This window comes from Clostridium paridis (assembly GCF_016765615.1).
Taxonomy (GTDB): Bacteria; Bacillota; Clostridia; order Clostridiales; family Clostridiaceae; genus Clostridium_T; species Clostridium_T paridis.
This window is the reverse complement of record NZ_JAESWA010000026.1, coordinates 14,756-37,629: the sequence shown is the minus strand read 5'-3', so window position 1 is coordinate 37,629 and position 22,874 is coordinate 14,756. Positions and strand designations below refer to the sequence as shown.

Sequence of the window (22,874 nt, the reverse complement as noted above, 5' to 3'; positions counted from 1 at the left end):
GATCAAACTCTCAATTTGAAAGCTTAATCTAACTCAAAAGATTACGTTGACTTAAGTTTATTTCTAAATCTTACTTCATTTCCTCTGTTTAATTTTCAAAGACCAGTTTGTTTGTTTTATCCCGTGTCTCTTAGGGACAAGTAGTATCTTACCATGTGTAAAATATAAAGTCAACACCTTTTTTTATGTTTTTTTAATAAAACTTTAAAACACACCTTATAAATACTCTACATATATATATTATTTGTTTATCATCTACTAGTTACTCATAATTATTCACTACGTCTATAGGATATATTATGTCATACAAAAATGAAATTATGCATAGAATATATTTATAGGACTTCCACTAAACATTGTATGTTTAATATATTGAATTTTAAAAGAGAAGTTCCTAAATATAAAGGAGTCATTAAATAAACTATAACCACCAAAAAAAATACTTCACCATATTCATATTTGATCAAAAAACTTCAGACGGAATGTATAAAAGCTCAACTAATTACTAGATTGACTTTTCTTATAGTGCATCTTTGCTTGGTTTAAAGATAGATTAAAGGATTAAATGTTTCACTTACAAAACACACCAAATATTAAAACTTATCAAACCAACACATATAAGAGCTATAATATTAGATAAAAATATTATAGTTTTCTATAAACATAGTTACTTATGACTCCTTCCCTATAGACCTCTCTATAGGGTTCTTTTTATTTATGAAATTAATTTAACTGAAGTGTATTTCTAATTCAGTTAATTAATATTCACAAATTACATTTTTTCAACGTTAATAGCTTGTGGTCCTTTGCCCTTCTGTACTATATCAAATGCCACAGACTCACCTTCGTGTAATTCTTTGTCCCCTTGTCTTTCTTTTACTTGTGAAAAATGTACAAAAACATCATTTCCATCATCTGCAGAAATAAATCCATAACCCCTTTTAGTATCAAACCATTTAACTACTCCATTTATCATTGCATTCAAAACCTCCAGAAACATATTTCAATACATAATTTACCCATTAATATCTTCTTTATTCTTTGTTGTATCATCTTTTTCTAATGTCTTTTTGTTAAATATCAACTTTGACCTAACTAGCAAATCTTTTCCGATGCTTATTATTGTTTCTTTAGGTGCTTGCTCCCTCTTATAATTTGCTATCTCCATTATAGGCTCTAATAATTCAAATGTTTCCATATACCCTTCACTAATTTTTCTTTTTATATTAGTGACGTTAAAGTCTAATGTTTCTGAGACTGAATCAGTTATACTTCTAGGTGATATTTCAATTATTTTAGTCTTAGGAAATAAGTGTCTTTCTACAACAAAGTCTTTGTTTAAATTAACAACAATTATAATATCGCACCCTTCTCCATACAGTGGTTGAATTGGTGTATTATCTGCCATTCCCCCATCTAAATACCTATTTTCATAAATTTCTTCACTTTCATAAATCATCGGTATGGCTGAAGTAGCTAATAAAATATCTTTAATTGTTGAAATATCATAATCATTTAATCTAAAATATCTTGGTGTAATATCTGGCATTTTACTGCATGTTACATAGCAACTTTTTTCATTTTTTAATATAGTGTCAAAGTCTATATAGTTATCCAATATTTCGAGAAGCCCACTTCTTGAAATATTCCCTTGCTCTAACACTGTTGGAATATACTTCTTTATAAACTTCATATTTTTATTGCCGATTGCTATAAGTGTCCCTCTTTTGAGAAGATCAAAATTACTAGTTGGCAAAATTTTTTCTTTTGAAATATTTAACCAAACCCTCTCAGCTAATTCTATATTACCACTTAAGAACATTACTGAATTTAGTGCGCCAATAGATGTGCCCGAAACTGCTGATATATATTTATCTATTCCAAGCTCTATAAAAGCCTTCCAAACACCTATTTGATATGCTCCTCTAGCTCCTCCTCCCGCAAAAACAAGTCCAATTTTCATAAAAATACCCCTTTATTCAAACATGTTACACTATTATTTTATCCACATTTATATTTTTGCTATCTAAAAACAATTAAAAATAATTAAAAATAATTAAAAATAATTAAAAGGTAATTAACTCTAGTTTCCTACTAGTATTAATTACCTTAATATGTGCTTATACTATTTTATTTTCTATGTATTAATTTTCCCTTGAATTTCTTCCAATTGCTTCTATAATTATTAATGCAGTATCCTCGATTGCCCTTTGTGTAACATCAATCTTTTTACATCCAACTTTTCTCATAATTCCATCGGCAAAGTCAAATTCCTCTAATATTCTAGCATCACTTGCATATTCAATATTTGATGATATTCTATGGAACTTATCTAATCTTCTTTTTCTGATTTCTATAAGCTGAAGTGGATCTATTGTTAGTCCAAAAACTTTTTTCTTATCTACTTCAAATAATTCATCTGGTACACCAACTTCAGGAACTAGTGGAATGTTTATTGCCTTAATGCCTTTGTTTGCCAAATACATACATAGTGGTGTCTTTGAAGTTCTTGATAATCCTAATAATACAACATCAGCATTTTTTAATCCTCTATAATCTTTGCTATCATCATATTGCATTGCAAATTCCATTGCCTCTATTCTTTTGAAATATATTTCATCAGTCTTCCACATTGCTCCTGGATTATAATCTGGAACTGTGTTAAGTATATTTGCTGCAACATTTATTATAGGACCTAATACATTAATGATATTAATATTTCTCTCTACACATTTTTGGGTTAGATATTCCCTAACATTCACGGTTATAACAGTAGAAACTACCATACAAGTATTCTCTGAACTTTCTATTACCTTTATTACCTCGTTGACATCTTCAAGCGTTTTTACGTATGGTATTCTCTTAACATCTACTTCTTCCTTAAATTGGCTTGCTGAAGCATTCGCCACTTGCTCCGCTGTTTCTCCTATAGAATCTGATATGGCATAAATCGTTAACATTCAAAGCACTTCCTTCCAAAACGTTTTCTTTCTTATCATAGTTTTATTTTATATTAATATTTTTATAGGTTCAATGTTTATAATTTTTCTACTATATGTGTCATAAATATCTAAAATGTTTCTTCTTTATGATATAATATCCTCATATATTATTTTGGAGGATTATTATATGAACAAAAATAAGTTAGTTGCAATAGGAATACTTCCAATAATGTGGCTTGTATATTTTGCATTTGAAGTTATTACAGGTAGGGTTAATGATTCTTATACAGTAATTATGAATTTATTAGTTGCAGTTTTATTTGGGTTTATAGGACTCCTTGTATATTCAATAGGAGCAAAAAATAATGTAGGTCTTACCTCTAAGCAACTATTAATTATATTTCTAATTTTATTCGTTATTGAGCAAGGATCAAAACTTATTATTAAGTTTAAATTTTTCAACTACAATATAACCCTAATAAAAGACTTTTTATACTTCTCTCCAATTATAAACACACAAGGTTCCTGGTTAAACGCTCGTTTCGGGGCAGGTGTTAGTTTTGGAGCATTAATTGTATTAAACATTCTGGCTTTAATTTTTTTCACAGAAATCTATAGATACTTTACTCACAATACAAAAAAAGATTTTTGGATTGATATGAGCTATATCTTTCTTATTACTGGATGTGTCTGTTCACTTATTGATAAATTATTCTATGGAGGAAGCCTTGATTTTATAGGAATCAGTGATTTATTTGTAGCTGATATAAAGGATATGTATATTAACCTAGGAATTTTATTCTTATTTTTAGGTATATATTTAAATGGTTATCTATCTGACAACGGTAAAGAATCAACCTTCAAAGAAGATATTCAAGGTTTAAAGAAATTTTTAGTATTTATGATTAATGATATAAAGGGAATTATATCAAAAAATTAATATATTTCTGATGATTGGAAATACTTTCTTATATACAATATAAGGAGGTATTTTTTATGAACATAAATAAACTGAAAAGAATTCCCTCACACATTGGAATAATACCTGATGGCAATAGACGCTGGGCTTTAAATAATAATAAAGATAAACATGAAGGCTATGAGTTCGGAATTGATCCCGGATTTAAATTATATGAAGCTTGTTTAGCACTAGGAATTAGAGAGCTTACTTTCTATGGCTTTACAATCGATAATACTAAAAGACCAGCAGTCCAAACAAAAGCTTTTCAGAAAGCTTGTGTTGATGCTGTTATGAAACTTTCTAATAAAGATGCAAATCTTTTAGTAGTAGGAAATTCTGATTCGCCTCTTTTTCCTAAAGAACTGTTACCTTACGCAAATAGAAGGGTTCATTTTGGAGAAGGTCTGATAAATATAAATTTCTTAGTTAATTATGGTTGGAACTGGGATCTATCCTATAACAAGAAAAATAGCTCAAATAAAAAGACTTCTAACCTTTTTTCTTCACTTGCCTCTTCTGATATATCTAGAATAGACTTAATAATTCGCTGGGGTGGTCGTCGAAGATTAAGTGGTTTCTTACCTCTTCAATCAGTATATTCTGATTTTTATATTATAGATGATTATTGGCCAGACTTCAGGGAAGAACACCTATTTGAAGCCCTTAATTGGTATCAAGACCAAGACATTACCCTTGGAGGTTAGCACTTAATAAAATAAGGAAATAGGCCTCATTCCTATTTCCTTTAACTTACACTTTTAGTTAATTATTCTTCCATCACTAATTTCTATAACCCTATCTGTCTTCTCAGCAATTCTATTGTCATGCGTTATTATCATGAATGTTGTTTTCATATTAGTATTAATATCCCTAAATAACTCATATACTTCTCTAGTACTCTTCGTATCTAAATTTCCAGTTGGTTCATCAGCTAACACTATGCTTGGGTTATTGATTAATGCTCTTGCAATTGCAGTTCTTTGCTGTTGTCCTCCTGAAAGATTCCCAGCATATTTATTCATATAATTTTTTAATCCAACTAAATTCAACAACTCTATAGCGTGATCTTTAACCGCCTTACTAACTTTCATTCCTGATATTTCATAAGGCATCAGCACATTTTCAAGCACTGTAAACTCTGGAAGTAGATAATGAAATTGAAATACAAATCCAATTTCTTTATTTCTTAGATCTGCTAAATCTTTTTTATTTAAGGAAGATATGTCCTTACCATTAATTGATACGCTTCCTGTACTTGCTTTGTCTAATGTGCCTACAATATTCAATAATGTACTTTTCCCGCTACCACTTTGCCCTATTATTGATACAAATTCGCCTTTTTCTACATTTAACGTAATATCATAAAGTGCCTGTGTCTTTATATCTTTTCCATATATCTTATTTACATTATATAACTCAATCACCTTCATACTAAATCCCTCCTAATTATTTCTAATCACTTCAATTGGATTTAACTTTAGTGACCTTGTAGCTGCTAAAGTTGCTGCTATTAATGAAGCTACTACAAATATACAAAATGAAAATACAATAAGCGTTAGATTAAAACCACCACTTACTATAGGTGTTCCATCTGAGTTTTTTACGAATGCCGTAAATATCTTAAATAATCCTAATCCCAAAAACAATCCTATTGTTGCCCCTAATATTCCTAATATAAACCCTTGATTTAAAAATATAAGTGCTGCGCTCTTGTCTCTTATACCCATTGCTTTTAATATACCTATTTCCTTAGATTTCTGCATAACGGAAATTGCTAAAACTCCAGCAATTCCTATGACTACAGATATAATTATAAATACCTGAATTGTTGTACTCGAAGATTTTTGACCACTAATGGCACTTAGTAAAGATGCATTATCACTTTTCCAATTATTAATTATCAGTCCCTTAGGTATTTCTTTCGATAGATCATCACTTATCACGTCTGCATCAAAAATCTTATTATCATCAAGTTTTGTTTCTATAGATGATATTTCTCCTTGTCTATTTACCTCTTCTTGTATATAACTTAAACTTCCAACAATCCAACTTTTGTTCAACTCACCCACACCATAATCAACAACTCCTGATATCTTCAAGGTTAGTTCTTTTTTATTAGACATAACTAAGATTAGGTCATCTCCAACACTCTTTTTAAGTTTTTCCAAGAGAGTTTTACCTACTATAATCTCATTATTATTAACATCTACATTCCCAGTTACTAACTTATCTTTAATTCCATATATATCTGCTGCTGACAAGGAATCTACTCCCTTTAATAATACTGCTTCATTTCCTTCTCCGTTCTTAACTAATCCATTTACATCTAATGATTTTGATATTTCACTAAATACTCCTAATTTTTTCAACATATCAATATCAACATCCGTTTCATTAAAATATGGATTATTGTTATTATCACTTCTAATTGTTACTTGAGAAGTTCCTCCCAACGTCTTGTCTATTAAGTCCTTCCCCAAGTTATTTATAAGTGTACCTAAAAATACTTGAACTGCAACTCCTACTGCTATCCCAAGAGTTATTAATATGCTTTGAACTTTACTCTTTTTTATAAATCTAATTGCAATCTTTAAACTAAGCTTCATATCAAGCACTCCTTTTGTTCAACTTAATCTTATAAGCTATTATATTAAGATTATCATCACTATAACAGCGAGTCAATAATTACTATTTGTTAATAATTTATAAAGAAACACCCCTACGTATAACGTAGGGGTACCAACTAAAAGTTTCCAAAATTGAAATCATCAATTGTTTGTAATATTTCATCCATTGTATTCATTATGAAGGGACCATATTTAGCTATGGGTTCATTTATTGGGTTACTATTTATGAACAAAAATCCTGAAGCTTCACTTGAATTTACTTCTACAACTTCTTCATCATTTATAACAGCCATATCACCTTTATTAACCTTAACTATACTCCCATCATTTAAGGATACTTGCACTTTACCTGTATGGACATAAATTAATGTAGTACCTGAAACTTCTTTCACAAACTTACCTTGCTTGATATTTACATCAAAATAATTAATTTCTTGAAAGGTTTCTACTACACCTTTAGTATTCTTAAAATCTCCACTAATTACTTTTACTGTGACATCGTCATCTTCAAACATCGGAATTATCTCTGAGGAAATGTGCCTATATTTAGGTTCTTGCATCTTTAATTCTTTGGGTAAGTTAATCCATAATTGATATCCCCAAAGCTCTCCATCCTTCATAATCGGCATTTCTTCATGGAGTATCCCTTTTCCTGAAGTCATCCATTGAACATCTCCAGCATTTAATATTCCTTCATTACCTTTTGAATCTCTATGTCTAAAGGAACCTTTCACCATATAGGTAATAGTTTCAATCCCTCTATGCGGATGCATTGGAAATCCTGCCATATAATCAGCCTTGTCTTCACTTCTAAATTCATCTAATAAATAGAATGGATTTGCATCTTCTAAATTAGATGTTCCTATCAGTCTATTTAATGAAACTCCTGCCCCATCTTTTACTTTTTGACCATTAACCACTTTAATCATATCTATCACCTAAAATCTCTTTGCAACTTCAACTATATCTCTTTTTGCTTTCTCAATAATCTCATCTTTTCTATCTGGATATTGATTGTGTCCTTCTACGTAGAATGTTTCTGCATCATTTATTCCTATAAATCCTGCTACTGCCTTTATATAGCTTGCTCCATGCTCGAATACAGCTGCTGGACCTTCTGAAAATACGCTTCCGCTAGCTTGAATATGAAGAAGCTTCTTTCCTTCTAACAATCCTACTGGACCAGCTTCAGTATATCTAAATGTTTTTCCAGCTACACATATTGTATCTATATATGCCTTAACTATTGGTGGTACTGAAAAATTCCAAACAGGTGTAGCAAATACATATTTATCATATTTTAAAAATTCATCAGTCAATTCATTAAATCTTACAAGCTTCTTCTTTTGCTCCTCTGTAAGACTATTAAAGTCTGCACCTGCTGCTAAACTTCCCCAAGCTGCAAATATATCTTCATCTATTAATGGTATATATTCTTTATAAAGATCTAGCTCTTTAATCTCATCTTGTGGATTTACTTTCTTATATTCATCTATAAATATCCTTCCCACTGTTAAAGAATTTGATGCACTCTCTTGTAATGGGTGTCCTTTAATATATAATACTTTACTCATTTTTATATCTCCTTTTAATTCATATTCTTATTGAGAATTGTTATCTCTTACTTTATGTAAGTATAATATCAAAAGTAATATACTTTTGTCAAGTAATAAACTAAGAAAAGTTATTTACTTTTTTAAGTAATGGTTTTACAATAATAGTGAGGTGATAATTATGGGAGACACTCATCTTTGTCCCAAATTTGAAAAGGCCTTTGAGCTTTTAGGCAAAAAATGGATAGGTTTAATAATAAATGGTTTATTAAACGGCCCTAGACGATTTTCTGACATTCGTAGCTTAATACCAGAATTAAGTGACAGAGTTTTAACTGCTAGATTCAAAGAATTAGAAGCTGAAGGAATTATTGAAAGAAAAGTATATCCAGAGACTCCAGTTAGAATAGAATATAATCTAACTGAAAAAGGTCTTGCGCTACAAAAAGCCATGAGTGAAATTCAAAAATGGGCTGACATATGGATAAAATAAAAAAGATAGGAGAAATCTCCTATCTTTTTTCTATAAATCTGATTCTATAACCATTATTTCCACTTTTGTTTTCTTATAAATGTATCTTAAAATTATTCCAGTTAGTATTGCTCCAAGTATTATATATCCTATTACAAACCATGATGTTTTATCTAATACATATGGCATTACAAACACACCTAAGAGGTTAAATGTCATATGAACTATTATATTACTCCAAAGTGACTTGGTCATTTGATAAATTAATCCTAAAATACAACCTAGTATGGCTGCATATATGCCTTGTAATAGATTTAAGTGATAAATACCAAAAAGTACTCCTTGAGCAATAATTGCTGGAATTACTGGCATTGATTTTTTTAACTCATTAAATACTATTCCTCTAAATAGAATTTCCTCAAAAATAGGTGCTAATATCGTAATTGCTAAAACAGATAGCATTGACCCATTAGCAGCTTGTAAAGTATCTGATACTTCCTGATAACTTGGGAAGAATTGCACTAACATTCCTACGAGAGAAACTGAAAATGCCGATAAAGCAATTGTTAGCGGTATTAAACTTAAGCCTACCTTTAAATTAAAAGCTTTAAATCTACATCTCACAAATAGATTTTCTTCTTTGTTTCTAAACATAAGTACATATATCCCAAATGTTACGATTGCAGCTATTAAGGCAATAATATATGCTTGTCCTAAAAATTCTTTTTGAAAAGTATCTGCAATATTATCATAATTTCCAGAACCAAATTTATTGATGTTAACCGCTACATAAACTATGCCATATATGAAAGCAATAGCAACTTGTGCTATTAGATATATTCCTGCATACCCTATAGATTTTAAAGTTGATATAAAAATATTTTTGATTCTCATGTAACCCCACCTTTTAATAATTTTCAATTAACTTTCTCATATACCTTCTATTTGTATTCCCCCCAATGCTAACTTATGATTTGATATAATTATACCATATATTTACTTATGGAAACATTTGATTATTTTTATTATCTTGTGAACATTTCTGAACATCAGTCTGTCTAATAGATATAAAACCTCTTAGCTAAGACTTTTATATATACAGGAGGAAATAAGATGCAATTAGTTACAACAATTGATAATGCTAACACAACAGAATTGGATGTACGTCTCGCAAAGAAAGGTGATAAAGATGCCTTTGTTAGATTGATAGATAACAACAAAACATCCATGTATAGAATCGCCTTAAGCATCCTTAGGAATAAACATGATATTGAGGATTCAATTCAAAATACTATAGTAAAGTCATTTCAAAATATTACTTACTTAAAGAAGGATGAATATTTTAAAACTTGGCTTATAAGGATTTTAATTAATGAATGTAAAAATACAGTGACTAAAAATAAAAAGATAGTTAATCTAGACTTTATTGATAATACTGAAAGCATTTCTCTAGATTCTTCTAAATTAGAACTTACTTCTGCTATAAATTCATTAGAAGATGACTTGAGAATAGTAACAACATTATTCTATTTTGAAGATATTCCTCAAAAAGATATTGCAAAGCTCCTTAATATTCCTGATGGAACCGTTCGATCTAGGCTTTCTAGAGCAAGAAGTAAACTCTATGAAGTATTAAAAGATTTATAGGAGGTATTTATGAAAGACGATTTAATATTTGACGATATTTTAAAAGATAAAGCAAAAAATGAAATTCTTTATCTACCAGATGACCTAGAGTTAAAAATAAAAGATTCTTTAGATGCACTGCCTGCTAGAAAGAATGTAAATAGTAGATTTTTAAGGAACGTATCTATGCTTGCAGCTATTACTCTTATTTCGACTACATGTTTAAGTGCTGCTTTCCCTGCTTATGCTAGAAGCTTACCTGTAGTTGGTTCAGTATTTCAATTTTTAAGTGATAAAAACTTAATTGATAGAGATTATGTTAAATATAGTTCTGATCTTAATCTTTCAAAGACATCAAATGGAGTTACAGTTACTATAAACAGCATATCTTATGACGGCTTAGAGCTTGGTATAGCATATACTGTTGAAAGTAAAAATGAGTTAAATAATAGCCCTCATATCTTTGAGAAAGATTTTAAAATTAATGGAGAAAAAGTAAGTTTCTCTTCAGGCGGAACTGGCAGCTTTATAAATAAAAACACCTATGTTGGTATAGAAAACTTTTCAACATCCAGAGATTATCTTCCAGCTGCATTAAGAAATACTATCTTAGGAGGAAATGTTACCTTACCTGATAATTTTCTAATGGATTTAGATATTAAAGAATTATTTCAAGGAGTTAATGGAGATTGGAACTTTAAATTCAAGGTATCAACTAACAAAGTAAGTAATAACATTACTAAGGTACCAACATCTATTAATTTATCAGAACTTCAACCAAACTTAACTGTAAACCAACTTGTATTAACCCCGCTTAATACTGCATTAAGAACTTCATCTGATGCACTAACTTCAAATGATTCTCCTATTGATTATTTTGCTTTTGATGACAAAGGAAGAGTTATTGGATTTAAAGGAAATACTGGCGTCGGTAACAAGACTAAAGAAATAAACAAAAATTGCATGGAATATATCTTTAATAATGTATACGAAGATACTAAGGCTATAACCTTTATACCTGCTGTTCCATCCAAAGAGTTTCAAAATACTCTTAGCAACTCTAATTGGAACTTTGATGTAGTTTCTAAATCAACACCTCTAAACTTGAAAGAAATCACTACCTTAAGTGAAGGAAAACTTGGAGATTACAAAGTATCAAAAATTGAAAATACTAAAGATTCAACTTTAGTTTACTATCAATGTTCAAACCTTATTGCTGCGATGGGACCATATGACTTAATAATAGAAGATGCAGCTCATAAAAAATATTCCTTAGAAAAGGAAGTTGTAAAAGACTTAGGAAATAATCAATTTGTAGCAAAAATAGATTACCTTCCTGAGGATACCACTTACACTTTAAAAGCTACTGACTTAGAAAAAGAATATACCCTTAGAGAAGATTTAAAATTTACTATTAATATAAAATAAAAAAGAGGCTAAATTTTAGCCTCTTTTTTTATTACATTGCTTCTAATTAAAGTCCTGTATAACCCATTAGGTATTCATCTACAGATTTAGCAACAGCTCTTCCTTCATTTATAGCCCAAACTACAAGAGATTGGCCTCTTCTAGCATCTCCAGCTGTAAAAACTTTATCTACATTTGTTTTAAACTTTCCATAACCTGCTTTTATATTTGTTCTAGCATCAAGTTCAACTCCAAAGGCATCAGCTACATAGTTTTGAGTTCCCAAGAATCCCATAGCTAAAAGCACAAGTTCTGCCTCCCAGTCTCTTTCAGAGCCTGGTACTTCTACAGGTATAATTGCACCTTTATCATTCTTTTCCCACTTAACATCAACTGTTTTGACCTTTTTAAGATTACCTTCTGCATCACCTTCAAAGCTCTTAACATTTATTGCATACTTTCTTGGATCATCTCCATACTTTGCAACAAACTCTTCTTGACCATAATCCACCTTAAGGATTCTTGGCCATTGTGGCCATGGATTATTTTCTGTTCTTTCTACTGGTAACTTATTCATAATTTCAAATTGGACAAGTGATTTTGCCCCATGTCTTAATGATGTACCAACGCAGTCAGTTCCAGTATCCCCTCCACCAATTACTATTACATTCTTTCCTTCTGCAGAAATATAATTTCCATCTTTAAGTTCAGAATCTAATAAACTCTTAGTATTAGCTCTTAAGAAATCAACAGCATAATGGATCCCTTTAAGCTCTCTGCCCGGAGCTTTTAAGTCCCTAGGATTTGATGCACCAGTTGCAAGAACGACAGCATCAAAATCTTTTAAGATATCACTAGCAGCATAGTTTTCTCCAATATTTGCATTGGTTACAAACTCTACCCCCTCTTCCTTCATAAGGTTAACTCTTCTATCAATTACTGATTTATCTAACTTCATGTTTGGTATTCCATACATTAATAGTCCACCAATTCTATCATGTCTTTCAAATACAGTAACATTATGACCTCTTTTATTTAAAGTATCTGCTGCTGCAAGACCTGATGGGCCTGAACCTATAATCGCAATTTTTTTATCAGTTCTAACCTTAGGAGGTTCTGCTTTTATCAGTCCTTCTTCATACGCTCTATCAATAATAGATCTTTCATTTTCCTTAATTGTAATAGCAGGGCCATTAATTCCAGCTGTACATGCTGCCTCACAAGGCGCAGGACATACTCTTCCAGTAAACTCTGGGAAATTATTTGTCTTTAATAATCTCTTAACAGCTTCTTTCCATTTTCCTCTATAAATTAAATCATTCCACTCAGGAATAAGATTGTTTATAGGACATCCTGATACCATACCATTTATCATGATACCAGATTGGCAAAATGGAATACCGCAATCCATACATCTTGCTCCTTGTATTTCTTGCTTTTCCTTAGGCAGGCTGGTGTGAAATTCTTCCCAGCCCTCTAATCTTTTTAAAGGGTCAATATTTTTCCCCTCTTCTCTTTCAAATTCTAAAAATCCAGTTGGTTTTCCCATAATTTTGCCTCCTTCCTATTTATTCTTTCCTGTTTTTTCATAGAATGCTGCAATTAATGCTTCTTCACCCTTAAGGCCTTGTGCTTCTTTCTCTTTAACGATACTAAGCATAGCCTTATAGTCATGAGGCATAACCTTATGGAATTTAGGTAATAAGTCTTCAAAATTATCAAGTACCCATTTACCTTTAGATGATACAGTTGCTAAAACATGTTCTTTAATTATTTCTTTAAGTTCTTTAGCCTCTTCTGCATCGACTTCTTCTAGTGAAACCATTTGTAAATTAACCTTGTTACTGAAGCTTCCATCCTCATCTAAAACATAAGCAACTCCGCCACTCATACCTGCTGCAAAGTTTACACCTGTAGGTCCTAATATAACTGCTTTACCTCCAGTCATGTATTCACATCCGTGATCTCCTACCCCTTCAACTACTGCTATAGCACCTGAGTTTCTAACGCAGAATCTTTCTCCAGCAATACCGTTTATGAAGGCTTTACCACTTGTTGCTCCATATAATGCAACATTTCCTATAACGATATTCTCTTCTGCTTTAAACTTACTTTGTTCGTTTGGATAAACAATTAATTTACCTCCTGAAAGCCCTTTTCCAAAGTAATCATTTGAATCTCCCTCTATTTCTAGAGTTAATCCCTTAGGTACAAATGCACCAAAACTTTGTCCTCCAGATCCATTACATTTAATTCTTATAGTATCTTCTTCTAATCCTTCTGATTTATACTTTCTTGTTACTTCTGAACCAAGTATAGTACCTACTGTTCTATTAACATTAGTAATATCCACCTCAACAGATACTCTTTCCTTGTTCTTTAAAGCTTTTTCAGCTATTTTTAAGAATAAGGTGCTATCAATAACTTCATTTAATTTATGGTTATATGCTTTGTCAGCTTTAAAGCTTATAGCCTTTCCTTTTTCAACTGCAGGCGCATTTAATACAGCCCTTAAGTCAACCTTCTTAGCCTTCCAGCCTTTAATATCTTCCTTAGCCTTTAACTTATCAAATCTTCCAACCATTTCTTCTATAGTTCTGAATCCAAGTTTAGCCATATATTCTCTAAGCTCTTCAGCTATAAATTTCATGAAGTTTACTACATAGTCTGGATTTCCCTTAAATCTTTTTCTTAATTCTTCATTTTGAGTAGCTATACCAACCGGACAAGTATCCAAGTTACAAACTCTCATCATTACACAACCCAGAACTACAAGTGGTGCAGTTGCAAAACCAAATTCTTCTGCTCCAAGTAATGCTGCTATAGCAACATCCTTACCAGTCATAAGTTTTCCATCTGTTTCAACTACAACTCTTTCTCTAAGGTTATTCATTACAAGTGTTTGATGAGCTTCTGCAAGCCCTAATTCCCATGGTAATCCAGCATGTTGGATAGAAGTTCTTGGCGATGCTCCCGTTCCTCCATCATATCCAGATATTAAGATAACATCTGCTCCACCTTTTGCAACTCCAGCTGCTATTGTTCCTACTCCACCCTCTGAAACTAGTTTAACTGATACTCTTGCTCCAGTATTTGAGTTTTTAAGATCATAGATAAGCTGAGCTAAATCTTCAATTGAATAAATATCATGATGTGGTGGTGGTGAAATTAATCCAACACCTGCAGTTGATCTTCTAGTTCTAGCTACCCATGGATAAACCTTAGAAGCTGGCAGTTGTCCACCTTCTCCTGGTTTAGCTCCTTGAGCCATCTTTATTTGAATTTCTTTTGCACTAACTAAGTATTCAGAAGTTACTCCAAATCTACCTGATGCAACCTGCTTAATTGCTGAATTTCTAGAATCTCCATTTTCATCTAGAATCCATCTTTCCGGATCCTCTCCACCTTCTCCAGTATTAGATTTTCCACCTAATCTGTTCATTGCTATTGCAAGAGCTTCATGTGCTTCCTTAGAAATAGAACCATATGACATAGCTCCTGTTTTAAATCTCTTAACTATAGAATCAACAGATTCTACCTCATCAATTGATATGGACTCTGCTGAGTAATCAAAATCAATTAAACCTCTTAAGTTTAATGCTGATTCTTCTCTATCTAATAGTTTTGTATATTCTTTAAATAGATTATAATCGCCTCTCTTAGTAGCTTCTTGTAGTTTGTGTATAGTCAGAGGATTATATAAGTGCTCCTCCGCATTACTTCTATATTTATGGCTACCAACTGAATCCAATGTTAAATCTAATGTTAATCCCTTTTTGTCATAACCATCCTCATGTCTTAATTCAGCTTCTTTTTGTATTTCTTTGATGCCTACTCCACCAATTCTGCTTATTGTATTAGTAAAGTATTTATCAATAACTTGTTCTCCAACACCTAAAGCTTCAAAGATTTGAGCACCTTGGTATGATTGAATTGTAGAAATACCCATCTTAGAAAGTATTTTAACTATTCCTTTAAGAACAGCTTTATTGAAGTTATATACTCCTTTTTCATAAGAAATATCTAGTAATCCTTCTTCTGATAACTCTCTAATAGATTCATAAGCTAAATATGGATTTACTGCAGAAACTCCGAATCCAAGTAATGTAGCAAAATGATGAACTTCTCTTGGTTCTCCACTTTCTAATATCAGACCTAATGAAGTTCTTGTTCCTTTTGACACTAAGTGTTGATGTAATCCTGAAACAGCTAATAATGAAGGTATTGCGACATATTCACTGTTTACGCCTCTATCACTTAATATAATTAGGTTATATCCATCATCATATGCTTTATCAGCTTCGTTAAATAAGTTTTCCAAAGCTTCTTCTAACGCATTTTCCCCTTTATCCTTTTTAAACAATATACTTAGCTCTTTAACTCTAAAACCATCTCTATTAATATGCTTTATCTTTAAGAAGTCTTCATTACTTAAAATTGGTGAATGCAACTTAATTTGTCTACAATTTTCTTTTGTATCTTCTAATAGGTTGCCTTCTGTTCCAATAAATACATCTGTAGCTGTAACTATTTCTTCTCTTATAGCATCTATTGGTGGGTTCGTAACTTGTGCAAATAATTGTTTAAAGTAATTAAATAGAGGTTGTGGTTTTTCAGATAAAACTGCAAGTGGTGTATCAATACCCATAGCTGCTAATGGTTCTTCTCCATTCTCCGCCATTTTTAGTACAGTATTTTTTAAATCATCATAAGTAAATCCAAATGATTTTTGAAGTCTTGCTCTTTCTTCTTCATCATATACTTTTACTTCTTCTTGAGTTTCCTCTAAATCTTCTATCTTAATTAACTTTTCTTTAAGCCATCTACCATATGGATATTCTTTTGAATACTTTTCTTTTAAATCTTTATCATCTATAAACTCTCCATTAACTGTATCTACAAGTAACATTTTTCCTGGAGTTAATCTATCTTTTAGTACTATTTTTTCAGGCTCAACATCTAGAACTCCAACTTCTGATGAAAGAATTAAATAATCATCGTCAGTTACATAATATCTAGCTGGTCTTAATCCATTTCTATCAAGTACTGCTCCAAGTTTTTCACCATCTGTAAATACTATAGCAGCTGGTCCATCCCATGGTTCCATCATAGTAGCATAATATTCATAGAACTCTTTCTTTTCCTTGCTCATAACTTGACTTTTTGCCCAAGGTTCTGGAATAGCCATCATAACAGCCTTTGGAAGATCTCTTCCATTCATTAATAGGAATTCTAAAGTATTATCCAATATTGCTGAATCTGACCCTTCCTTATCTATTACAGGTAAAATCTTATTTATCTCATCTCCTAAAACTGATGACTTAAATCTAGATTCTCTTGAATAAATCTTATTAACATTTCCTCTAAGTGTATTAATTTCTCCATTATGAATCATATATCTATTAGGATGTGCTCTTTCCCAACTTGGGAATGTGTTTGTACTATATCTTGAGTGAACAAGTGCTAAAGAAGTTTGAACTTTAGCATTACTTAAATCTTTATAGAAACTCTTTAATTGAGTAGCTAAAAGCATTCCTTTATATACTATTGTTCTTGAAGAGAAAGATGGTATGTAGAATGTTTCATCATGCATCTTTGGATTTTTTAATGCCTTTTTCTCTATTTTCCTTCTTAGAACATAAAGTTTTCTTTCAAATTCTATGCCTTTCTTTATCCCCTCAGGCTTTTTAACAATTGCTTGTAAAAAGTATGGAATGCAAGAGAGAGCTGTCTTTCCCAAATCAGTAGAATTTGTAGGCACCTCTCTCCAAGCTAATAACTCTGTGCCCTCTTCTTTGAGAGTTTCTTCAAAAATCTTCTTGCCTTCTTCTCTCACATCTTCCTTTTGAGATAGGAAAAGCATTGCTACAGCATATTCCCCCTCATTTGGAAGAATTATTCCTAATTTTTGTCCTTCTTCTTTAAAAAATCTGTGTGGAATTTGAAATAAAACACCAGCTCCATCTCCTGTATTTTCTTCAGCCCCAATTCCACCTCTGTGTTCTAGGTTAACAAGGATATTTAATGCATCTTGTAGAACTTTGTGAGATTTCTCTCCTTTAATATTTGCTACGGCTCCAATACCGCATGCATCATGCTCAAAACTTGGGCTATATAACCCAGTTTTCTTTGGATAATAATTATTCATAAACATGGCCCCTTCCGTTAAATATCGCCTTTGATAATATATAGGAACAAACAGCGAGTACCTATACTAAAGTATATATACTCGCAAACACAATTACAATTAAAAATGGAACTAAACTTTTTGGGGTAAGTATCATGTACTTAAATTTCACTATTCAATATAGCCTTCGCAACATCACCCATCTTTTGTCCACTGTCCATGCTACTCTTCTGTATATATCTAAATGCTTCGCTTTCCGACATACCTCTACTTGCCATTAGCATTCCTTTAGCTTTCTCAATGAATTTTCTATCTTCAATAGTATGTTCTAATTTCTCTACCTTTTCCCGAAGCTTTATGATTCTTCTTTGGCTTTGAAATATCAAATCAACTGCATTTAAGAGTACTGGTTTTGATATCGGATTACTTATACAATATATATCAGTTTCTTCTTGGACGAAGGACTTATAAGGTTCATTTACTATAGCTAAGAAACTACAGTCTTCCCCAAGGGAATCATATACATCCATAATGGTCATATCAGACAGCTTATATCCTACTATTATTAAGCTAGGGTATTCTAGCCTGGTCCTTCTAATTAATTCATTTCCTGAAGCGCATGTCCCTATTACTGTATGCCCTTCAGCTTTTAAAATTAATTCAACCTTTCTTGCTGTCTCTAAATTGCCCAAAGCAATTATTATACCCCTACTAAAATCCATAGCAACTCATCCTATCTATTATTAATACTTTTTCATGTAGCTATCTAATTCCCATTGATGAACTTTAGTTATATATTCTTCCCATTCCTTTTGTTTTGCCTTTGTATAGTTCTTGTATACATGCTCACCTAAAGTAGCTTTAACCAATTCATTTTCCTTCATATAGCCCACAGCTTCATGCAAATCTCCTGGTAATGCTTCTATCCCTGCTTCTTCTCTCTCTTCTTCCGTCATCTTGAATATATTACCATCCACTTCTGCAGGAGGAGTTAAATTCTTTTTGATTCCATTAAGTCCTGCTGCTAAAAGGGTTGCTAAAACCAAATATGGGTTTGCACTTGGATCTGGACATCTTAATTCTATTCTTGTACCAGCTCCTCTTGCTGCTGGAACTCTTATTAGTGGAGTTCTATTTTTACATGACCAAGCAACATAAACAGGTGCCTCATACCCTGGAACTAATCTCTTATATGAATTTACTAATGGATTGGTGATTGCTGCCATTCCTTTTATATTTTCAATTATTCCTGCTATAAAGCTATATGCTGTCTTACTTAATCCATTTACATCCGATTCATCAACAAATGCATTTTTGCCATCTTTATTTAACGACATATTTACATGCATTCCTGAACCATTTATCCCAAACACTGGTTTTGGCATAAATGTTGCATGAACTCCATGTCTTTGTGCTATAGATTTAACAACTAATTTAAATGTCATTATATTATCAGCTGTGGATAAAGCATCAGAATATTTAAAATCTATTTCATGTTGTCCTGGCGCAACTTCATGATGTGATGCTTCTATTTCAAATCCCATTTCTTCTAATGCAAGCGTCATATCTCTTCTTGCATTTTCACCAGCATCTATTGGTGCCAAATCAAAATATCCTGCTTCATCATGAGTTTCTGTAGTTGGCTCCCCATCTGTGTCTGTCTTAAATAAGAAGAATTCACACTCAGGTCCAACATTCATTGTATATCCTAAATCCTCAGCTTCTTTTAAAACTCTCTTTAATATATTTCTTGGATCTCCTTCAAATGGCTTTCCTTCAGGTCTATAAACATCACAGATTAATCTTGCAACCTTTCCTTGTTGTGGTCTCCAAGGGAAAATCGCAAAAGTATCCAAGTCTGGTCTTAAATACATGTCTGATTCCTCTATTCTAACAAATCCATCAATAGATGATCCATCAAACATACATTCATTATCTAATGCCTTTTGTAGCTGACTATCTGTAATAGCTACATTTTTGAAAGTTCCAAACATATCAGTAAATTGAAGTCTTATAAACTTAACGCCCTCTTCTTCTACAATTCTAACAATATCCTCTTTTGAATATTTTGACATAAAAATCCCCCCCTCAATATATGCTCTACTTTTTTTCGTAAAAACGGCGCTCAACAGAACCACCTTCAAAAGATATTAAAGTAATTCTATTGAACGCCGTTGTCCAACTAATCTGTATTAATTATATTCTCATAATGATAAGAAATCAACACATTTTTTTGTTTTCTTCAAAAAATACACTTCCAAACCTAAATTTTTATCAATGTATTCCAGAATTTCTTAGTAAAGTGTTAAAATACATAATCATGATTGATAATCTGATAATTCCTATTAATTTATGTATCATTACAAAAATACTTCATAAATCCACACAATAATATACGTCATTAAATAATATTATAATAGATAATCCCTTATAGGTCTATTATTTATTATTTTACAATTAATGAAAACATATCAAAGGAGTGATAAAATTATAATAAGTAATAAATAATTTTTATATAAATGGAGATTTAATTATGGCTGTACAAATTATAACTGATAGCACTAGTTACATTGATGAAACTCTTAGAGCTTCATTAGGAATAAATGTAGTATCCTTAAATGTATTGTTTGATAATGATAACTTTAGGGAAGTTAATTTAAAAAATGATACCTTTTATGAAATGATGGAGAAACGCGGTATTCCAACTTCTTCTCAACCTTCTGTTGAAGAAATATATACTTGTATGGAAAACATAATTAAAAAAGGTGATGAGATACTATGTGTATTTCTTTCCTCAAGTATGAGTGGTACATATTCTACAGCTCATATGGTTAAAGAAATGATTCTTGAAAATTATGTTAATGCAAAGATCGAAATAGTTGATTCACGTTCAAATAGTATGCAATTAGGCTTTGCTGCAATTGTTGCTGCTAGAGCTGCAAAAGATGGACAATCTTTAGAAGAAGTCAAAACTATTGCCCTGGAAAACACCCGAAGAAGTAGATTCCTTTTTATACCTGATAATTTAGTTTACCTAAAAAAAGGGGGAAGGATTGGTGGCGCTAGCGCATTAATAGGTAACATATTAAAGATAATACCTATTTTGACTGTTGAAGACGGTAAAACTTCTATCGCTAATAAAATAAGAACTAAACGAAGAGCTAAATTAGAGATGGCTGATATGTTTCTAAATGATGTTAATAAATTTGGATTAGGAGAAGTAGCAATCCATCATATTAATTGTATTGACGAAGCTAAGGATTTGGCATTAATTCTGAAACAAAGTCTTAATGTCCAAGTACCTATATGTGATATTGGCCCTGTAATTGGATTACATGTTGGTCCAGGGGCAATTGGAATTGCCTACTATACAAAAAATCCATTAAGGTAATATAATAATAGTTTCAATAAATAAAGGGAGAACTTATATACATAAACTCTCCCTTTATTCTTATATAATAACCTCATCTACTTTACCATCACCATTATAATCTAATTCCAACCAAACCTTCTCTTCATAGTCGACATTAACATAAAGTCTAGATCCCTTCATTAAATGAATTCTATCGAATTTATACAAATATCTTTCATTTCCAATTGAAAAGTCAACTATTTGTTCTTTGTGAGATTTAATCTTTATAATTAATTGTTGAGCTTCTCCTGTTCCAACAAAAATTGCTTGGTCGCCTATTTTTCCTACAATATTTACTTTGAATTCTTCTTGCCCATAAATTCTATATCCATAAAACTCATCCTTAATTATTTTAGTAACGTTATAAATTTCATTTCGTCCACTAAATATTTTAATATCAACATCTCCTGCAAAAACAAATTTCATGTTTTTCTTCCCTATAGTTTCCTTCTCTCTTTCATCATTATTAACTATAGCTTTATCTGAATTAATGAACTTAATAATTGTATCTAATATTTTCTCATTCTCAACTAAATCCTTATGACTTACTTCATAAGCTTTAATTACTCTATCATTCTCTTTACTATTCATAATTGCACTTAAAAAAGGCACTACCCCATCACCTTCTTTTGAATATCTTGGTTCTACAGCTTTTACAGTTCCCATTATATTATTACTATCTATTATTTTTATTGCATCTATTGTATTTATATCAATACCAACTATAAATCTATAATCCAAATCTTCTATATAATTAAAGAAATCTTTTATCTCTTTATGAAAATTTAATGCCTTCTCATAAAGACTATTATTAGATATAGTTTCTATGAATTTTTTCGTTTTCTCTACATCATTACACTCTTCTTCCTTATCCTGCCAAAAATAATCATACCAATGATCTAACTCTTCATCTGTAGTTAATAACCACGGCTTATTTTCCGTAAATTGCTCATTAGGAATAAGTTGATATATACTTGGATAATTATATAGAAGTTCTTTTATATTTCTTGATATAAAAGATAATGAGGCCTGCTCTATTATCCCTTCTATATCCTTTGATAGAATATTAATTTTTCCATTATACAAACATTGTACTGCGTCTATTGATCCCCAATATGGAGTCCCAAGTGTAATTAACTTATCTATCTTATTTTTTCCATACTCAATTATATATTTAGCCGCTATAAGACCTCCCATACTATGTGCTATGATAATTACCTTTTTAAATTTATCAATAAGTTCTTTTAAAAATATTACATTTTTACTATTGTCTAATCTCCAATCATAAGCAAAAAATTGAATTTTATAACCTTCGCCTAATTTCTCTTCTAATGTTGTAATTAATTTTTTATAACTATCTTTAGCTCCATATTCATCTTCCCCATTATTTGGTTCTATAGGTTTTATTGACTCTCCTTCTTCGTTACAATGCAATTCTCCATTTAATAAATAAATTAACTCCATAATCCCAAATGGGCCTTTTTCATTTACCCAAACTATATTATTATTTTCTGAATTCTTCAAATTCGAACCCATTATACCAGGTATTACTATTATTGCTTTATCCATTTTCCAATCCAAATTATTATTATCCCTTTATAGATATATTCTTTGAATGATTTTACTGTTCTCCTAAATTTAAAAGAAGAGAAACTTTTATGGACTATAGATCATCCATAACATTTCCTCTTCTTTCTGTAATATAGGGTTTTTTATAGGAAACTAAATTTATTCTTGTTTGAAAATG

At 31.1% G+C, this 22,874-nt stretch carries 19 protein-coding genes; 6 read left to right on the top strand and 13 right to left on the bottom strand.

Features of this window, described 5'->3' with window-relative positions:
* Positions 1–772: 772 nt before the first annotated feature.
* From JK634_RS17565 to JK634_RS17555, 3 genes are all read right to left on the bottom strand, one after another.
* The gene (locus JK634_RS17565; RefSeq protein ID WP_202769035.1) at positions 773–976 is read right to left on the bottom strand and encodes a cold-shock protein; all 204 of its coding nucleotides are present in this window, start codon (positions 974–976) and stop codon (positions 773–775) included.
* A 39-nt stretch (positions 977–1,015) separates the two neighbouring features.
* Positions 1,016–1,963, bottom strand: a complete 948-nt coding sequence (locus tag JK634_RS17560; RefSeq protein ID WP_202769034.1) for a patatin-like phospholipase family protein — start codon at positions 1,961–1,963, stop codon at positions 1,016–1,018.
* Between the two features lie 181 nt (positions 1,964–2,144).
* Positions 2,145–2,960, bottom strand: a complete 816-nt coding sequence (locus JK634_RS17555) for a pyruvate, water dikinase regulatory protein (RefSeq protein ID WP_202769033.1) — start codon at positions 2,958–2,960, stop codon at positions 2,145–2,147.
* 169 nt (positions 2,961–3,129) lie between these two features.
* Between JK634_RS17555 and JK634_RS17550 the strand changes: the two genes are divergently transcribed.
* Positions 3,130–3,882, top strand: a complete 753-nt coding sequence (locus JK634_RS17550) for a signal peptidase II (RefSeq protein ID WP_202769032.1) — start codon at positions 3,130–3,132, stop codon at positions 3,880–3,882.
* A 56-nt stretch (positions 3,883–3,938) separates the two neighbouring features.
* A complete protein-coding gene (locus tag JK634_RS17545; protein ID WP_202769031.1) occupies positions 3,939–4,607 on the top strand; it encodes an undecaprenyl diphosphate synthase family protein in 669 nt (222 codons plus the stop codon).
* Between the two features lie 54 nt (positions 4,608–4,661).
* Here JK634_RS17545 and JK634_RS17540 read toward each other — a convergent pair whose 3' ends face one another.
* From JK634_RS17540 to JK634_RS17525, 4 genes are all read right to left on the bottom strand, one after another.
* Positions 4,662–5,333 (bottom strand): ABC transporter ATP-binding protein, encoded by a 672-nt coding sequence (locus JK634_RS17540; protein WP_202769030.1) that lies wholly within the window; start codon positions 5,331–5,333, stop codon positions 4,662–4,664.
* Between the two features lie 12 nt (positions 5,334–5,345).
* On the bottom strand, positions 5,346–6,509 hold the full coding sequence (locus tag JK634_RS17535; RefSeq protein ID WP_202769029.1) for an ABC transporter permease: 1,164 nt from the start codon (positions 6,507–6,509) through the stop codon (positions 5,346–5,348).
* A 137-nt stretch (positions 6,510–6,646) separates the two neighbouring features.
* Positions 6,647–7,459: a pirin family protein gene (locus JK634_RS17530; RefSeq protein WP_202769028.1), complete on the bottom strand. Its 813-nt coding sequence runs from the start codon at positions 7,457–7,459 to the stop codon at positions 6,647–6,649.
* A 9-nt stretch (positions 7,460–7,468) separates the two neighbouring features.
* On the bottom strand, positions 7,469–8,104 hold the full coding sequence (locus JK634_RS17525; RefSeq protein WP_202769027.1) for an FMN-dependent NADH-azoreductase: 636 nt from the start codon (positions 8,102–8,104) through the stop codon (positions 7,469–7,471).
* Between the two features lie 160 nt (positions 8,105–8,264).
* On the opposite strand from JK634_RS17525, the gene JK634_RS17520 reads away from it, so the two are divergent.
* Positions 8,265–8,576: a winged helix-turn-helix transcriptional regulator gene (locus tag JK634_RS17520; RefSeq protein WP_202769026.1), complete on the top strand. Its 312-nt coding sequence runs from the start codon at positions 8,265–8,267 to the stop codon at positions 8,574–8,576.
* Between the two features lie 30 nt (positions 8,577–8,606).
* Here the strand turns inward: JK634_RS17520 and JK634_RS17515 are convergent, their stop codons facing one another.
* Positions 8,607–9,449, bottom strand: coding sequence for a CPBP family intramembrane glutamic endopeptidase (locus JK634_RS17515; protein ID WP_202769025.1), 843 nt, complete (start codon positions 9,447–9,449; stop codon positions 8,607–8,609).
* 219 nt (positions 9,450–9,668) lie between these two features.
* Here JK634_RS17515 and JK634_RS17510 point away from each other — a divergent pair, with 219 nt between their 5' ends.
* The gene (locus tag JK634_RS17510; RefSeq protein WP_202769024.1) at positions 9,669–10,202 is read left to right on the top strand and encodes a sigma-70 family RNA polymerase sigma factor; all 534 of its coding nucleotides are present in this window, start codon (positions 9,669–9,671) and stop codon (positions 10,200–10,202) included.
* Positions 10,203–10,211: 9 nt separating this feature from the next.
* Positions 10,212–11,609, top strand: coding sequence for a DUF4179 domain-containing protein (locus JK634_RS17505; protein WP_202769023.1), 1,398 nt, complete (start codon positions 10,212–10,214; stop codon positions 11,607–11,609).
* A gap of 46 nt (positions 11,610–11,655) precedes the next feature.
* On the opposite strand, the gene JK634_RS17500 is transcribed toward JK634_RS17505, so the two are convergent.
* The 4 genes from JK634_RS17500 to glnA form a co-directional block, all read right to left on the bottom strand.
* On the bottom strand, positions 11,656–13,137 hold the full coding sequence (locus JK634_RS17500) for a glutamate synthase subunit beta (RefSeq protein ID WP_202769022.1): 1,482 nt from the start codon (positions 13,135–13,137) through the stop codon (positions 11,656–11,658).
* Between the two features lie 15 nt (positions 13,138–13,152).
* Positions 13,153–17,736 carry a glutamate synthase large subunit gene (gene gltB, locus JK634_RS17495; protein WP_202769021.1) on the bottom strand — a complete coding sequence of 1,528 codons (4,584 nt, stop codon included), beginning with the start codon at positions 17,734–17,736 and terminating at the stop codon, positions 13,153–13,155.
* Positions 17,737–17,876: 140 nt separating this feature from the next.
* Positions 17,877–18,437 carry an ANTAR domain-containing response regulator gene (locus JK634_RS17490; protein ID WP_202769020.1) on the bottom strand — a complete coding sequence of 187 codons (561 nt, stop codon included), beginning with the start codon at positions 18,435–18,437 and terminating at the stop codon, positions 17,877–17,879.
* 21 nt (positions 18,438–18,458) lie between these two features.
* A complete protein-coding gene (gene glnA / locus JK634_RS17485) occupies positions 18,459–19,790 on the bottom strand; it encodes a type I glutamate--ammonia ligase (protein ID WP_202769019.1) in 1,332 nt (443 codons plus the stop codon).
* 458 nt (positions 19,791–20,248) lie between these two features.
* Here glnA and JK634_RS17480 point away from each other — a divergent pair, with 458 nt between their 5' ends.
* On the top strand, positions 20,249–21,106 hold the full coding sequence (locus JK634_RS17480; protein WP_202769018.1) for a DegV family protein: 858 nt from the start codon (positions 20,249–20,251) through the stop codon (positions 21,104–21,106).
* Positions 21,107–21,166: 60 nt separating this feature from the next.
* Here the strand turns inward: JK634_RS17480 and JK634_RS17475 are convergent, their stop codons facing one another.
* A complete protein-coding gene (locus tag JK634_RS17475; RefSeq protein WP_202769017.1) occupies positions 21,167–22,696 on the bottom strand; it encodes a lipase family alpha/beta hydrolase in 1,530 nt (509 codons plus the stop codon).
* Positions 22,697–22,874 lie beyond the last annotated feature (178 nt).

Bases quoted from the DNA above. Each gene is read 5' to 3' on its own strand.
- JK634_RS17490 (WP_202769020.1), bottom strand. From the start codon at position 18,437: ATGGATTTTAGTAGGGGTATAATAATTGCTTTGGGCAATTTAGAGACA.
- JK634_RS17565 (WP_202769035.1), bottom strand. From the start codon at position 976: ATGATAAATGGAGTAGTTAAATGGTTTGATACTAAAAGGGGTTATGGA.
- glnA (WP_202769019.1), bottom strand. From the start codon at position 19,790: ATGTCAAAATATTCAAAAGAGGATATTGTTAGAATTGTAGAAGAAGAG.
- JK634_RS17550 (WP_202769032.1), top strand. From the start codon at position 3,130: ATGAACAAAAATAAGTTAGTTGCAATAGGAATACTTCCAATAATGTGG.
- JK634_RS17480 (WP_202769018.1), top strand. From the start codon at position 20,249: ATGGCTGTACAAATTATAACTGATAGCACTAGTTACATTGATGAAACT.
- JK634_RS17525 (WP_202769027.1), bottom strand. From the start codon at position 8,104: ATGAGTAAAGTATTATATATTAAAGGACACCCATTACAAGAGAGTGCA.
- JK634_RS17515 (WP_202769025.1), bottom strand. From the start codon at position 9,449: ATGAGAATCAAAAATATTTTTATATCAACTTTAAAATCTATAGGGTAT.
- gltB (WP_202769021.1), bottom strand. From the start codon at position 17,736: ATGAATAATTATTATCCAAAGAAAACTGGGTTATATAGCCCAAGTTTT.
- JK634_RS17555 (WP_202769033.1), bottom strand. From the start codon at position 2,960: ATGTTAACGATTTATGCCATATCAGATTCTATAGGAGAAACAGCGGAG.
- JK634_RS17500 (WP_202769022.1), bottom strand. From the start codon at position 13,137: ATGGGAAAACCAACTGGATTTTTAGAATTTGAAAGAGAAGAGGGGAAA.
- JK634_RS17540 (WP_202769030.1), bottom strand. From the start codon at position 5,333: ATGAAGGTGATTGAGTTATATAATGTAAATAAGATATATGGAAAAGAT.
- JK634_RS17520 (WP_202769026.1), top strand. From the start codon at position 8,265: ATGGGAGACACTCATCTTTGTCCCAAATTTGAAAAGGCCTTTGAGCTT.
- JK634_RS17475 (WP_202769017.1), bottom strand. From the start codon at position 22,696: ATGGATAAAGCAATAATAGTAATACCTGGTATAATGGGTTCGAATTTG.
- JK634_RS17545 (WP_202769031.1), top strand. From the start codon at position 3,939: ATGAACATAAATAAACTGAAAAGAATTCCCTCACACATTGGAATAATA.
- JK634_RS17505 (WP_202769023.1), top strand. From the start codon at position 10,212: ATGAAAGACGATTTAATATTTGACGATATTTTAAAAGATAAAGCAAAA.
- JK634_RS17560 (WP_202769034.1), bottom strand. From the start codon at position 1,963: ATGAAAATTGGACTTGTTTTTGCGGGAGGAGGAGCTAGAGGAGCATAT.
- JK634_RS17535 (WP_202769029.1), bottom strand. From the start codon at position 6,509: ATGAAGCTTAGTTTAAAGATTGCAATTAGATTTATAAAAAAGAGTAAA.
- JK634_RS17510 (WP_202769024.1), top strand. From the start codon at position 9,669: ATGCAATTAGTTACAACAATTGATAATGCTAACACAACAGAATTGGAT.
- JK634_RS17530 (WP_202769028.1), bottom strand. From the start codon at position 7,459: ATGATTAAAGTGGTTAATGGTCAAAAAGTAAAAGATGGGGCAGGAGTT.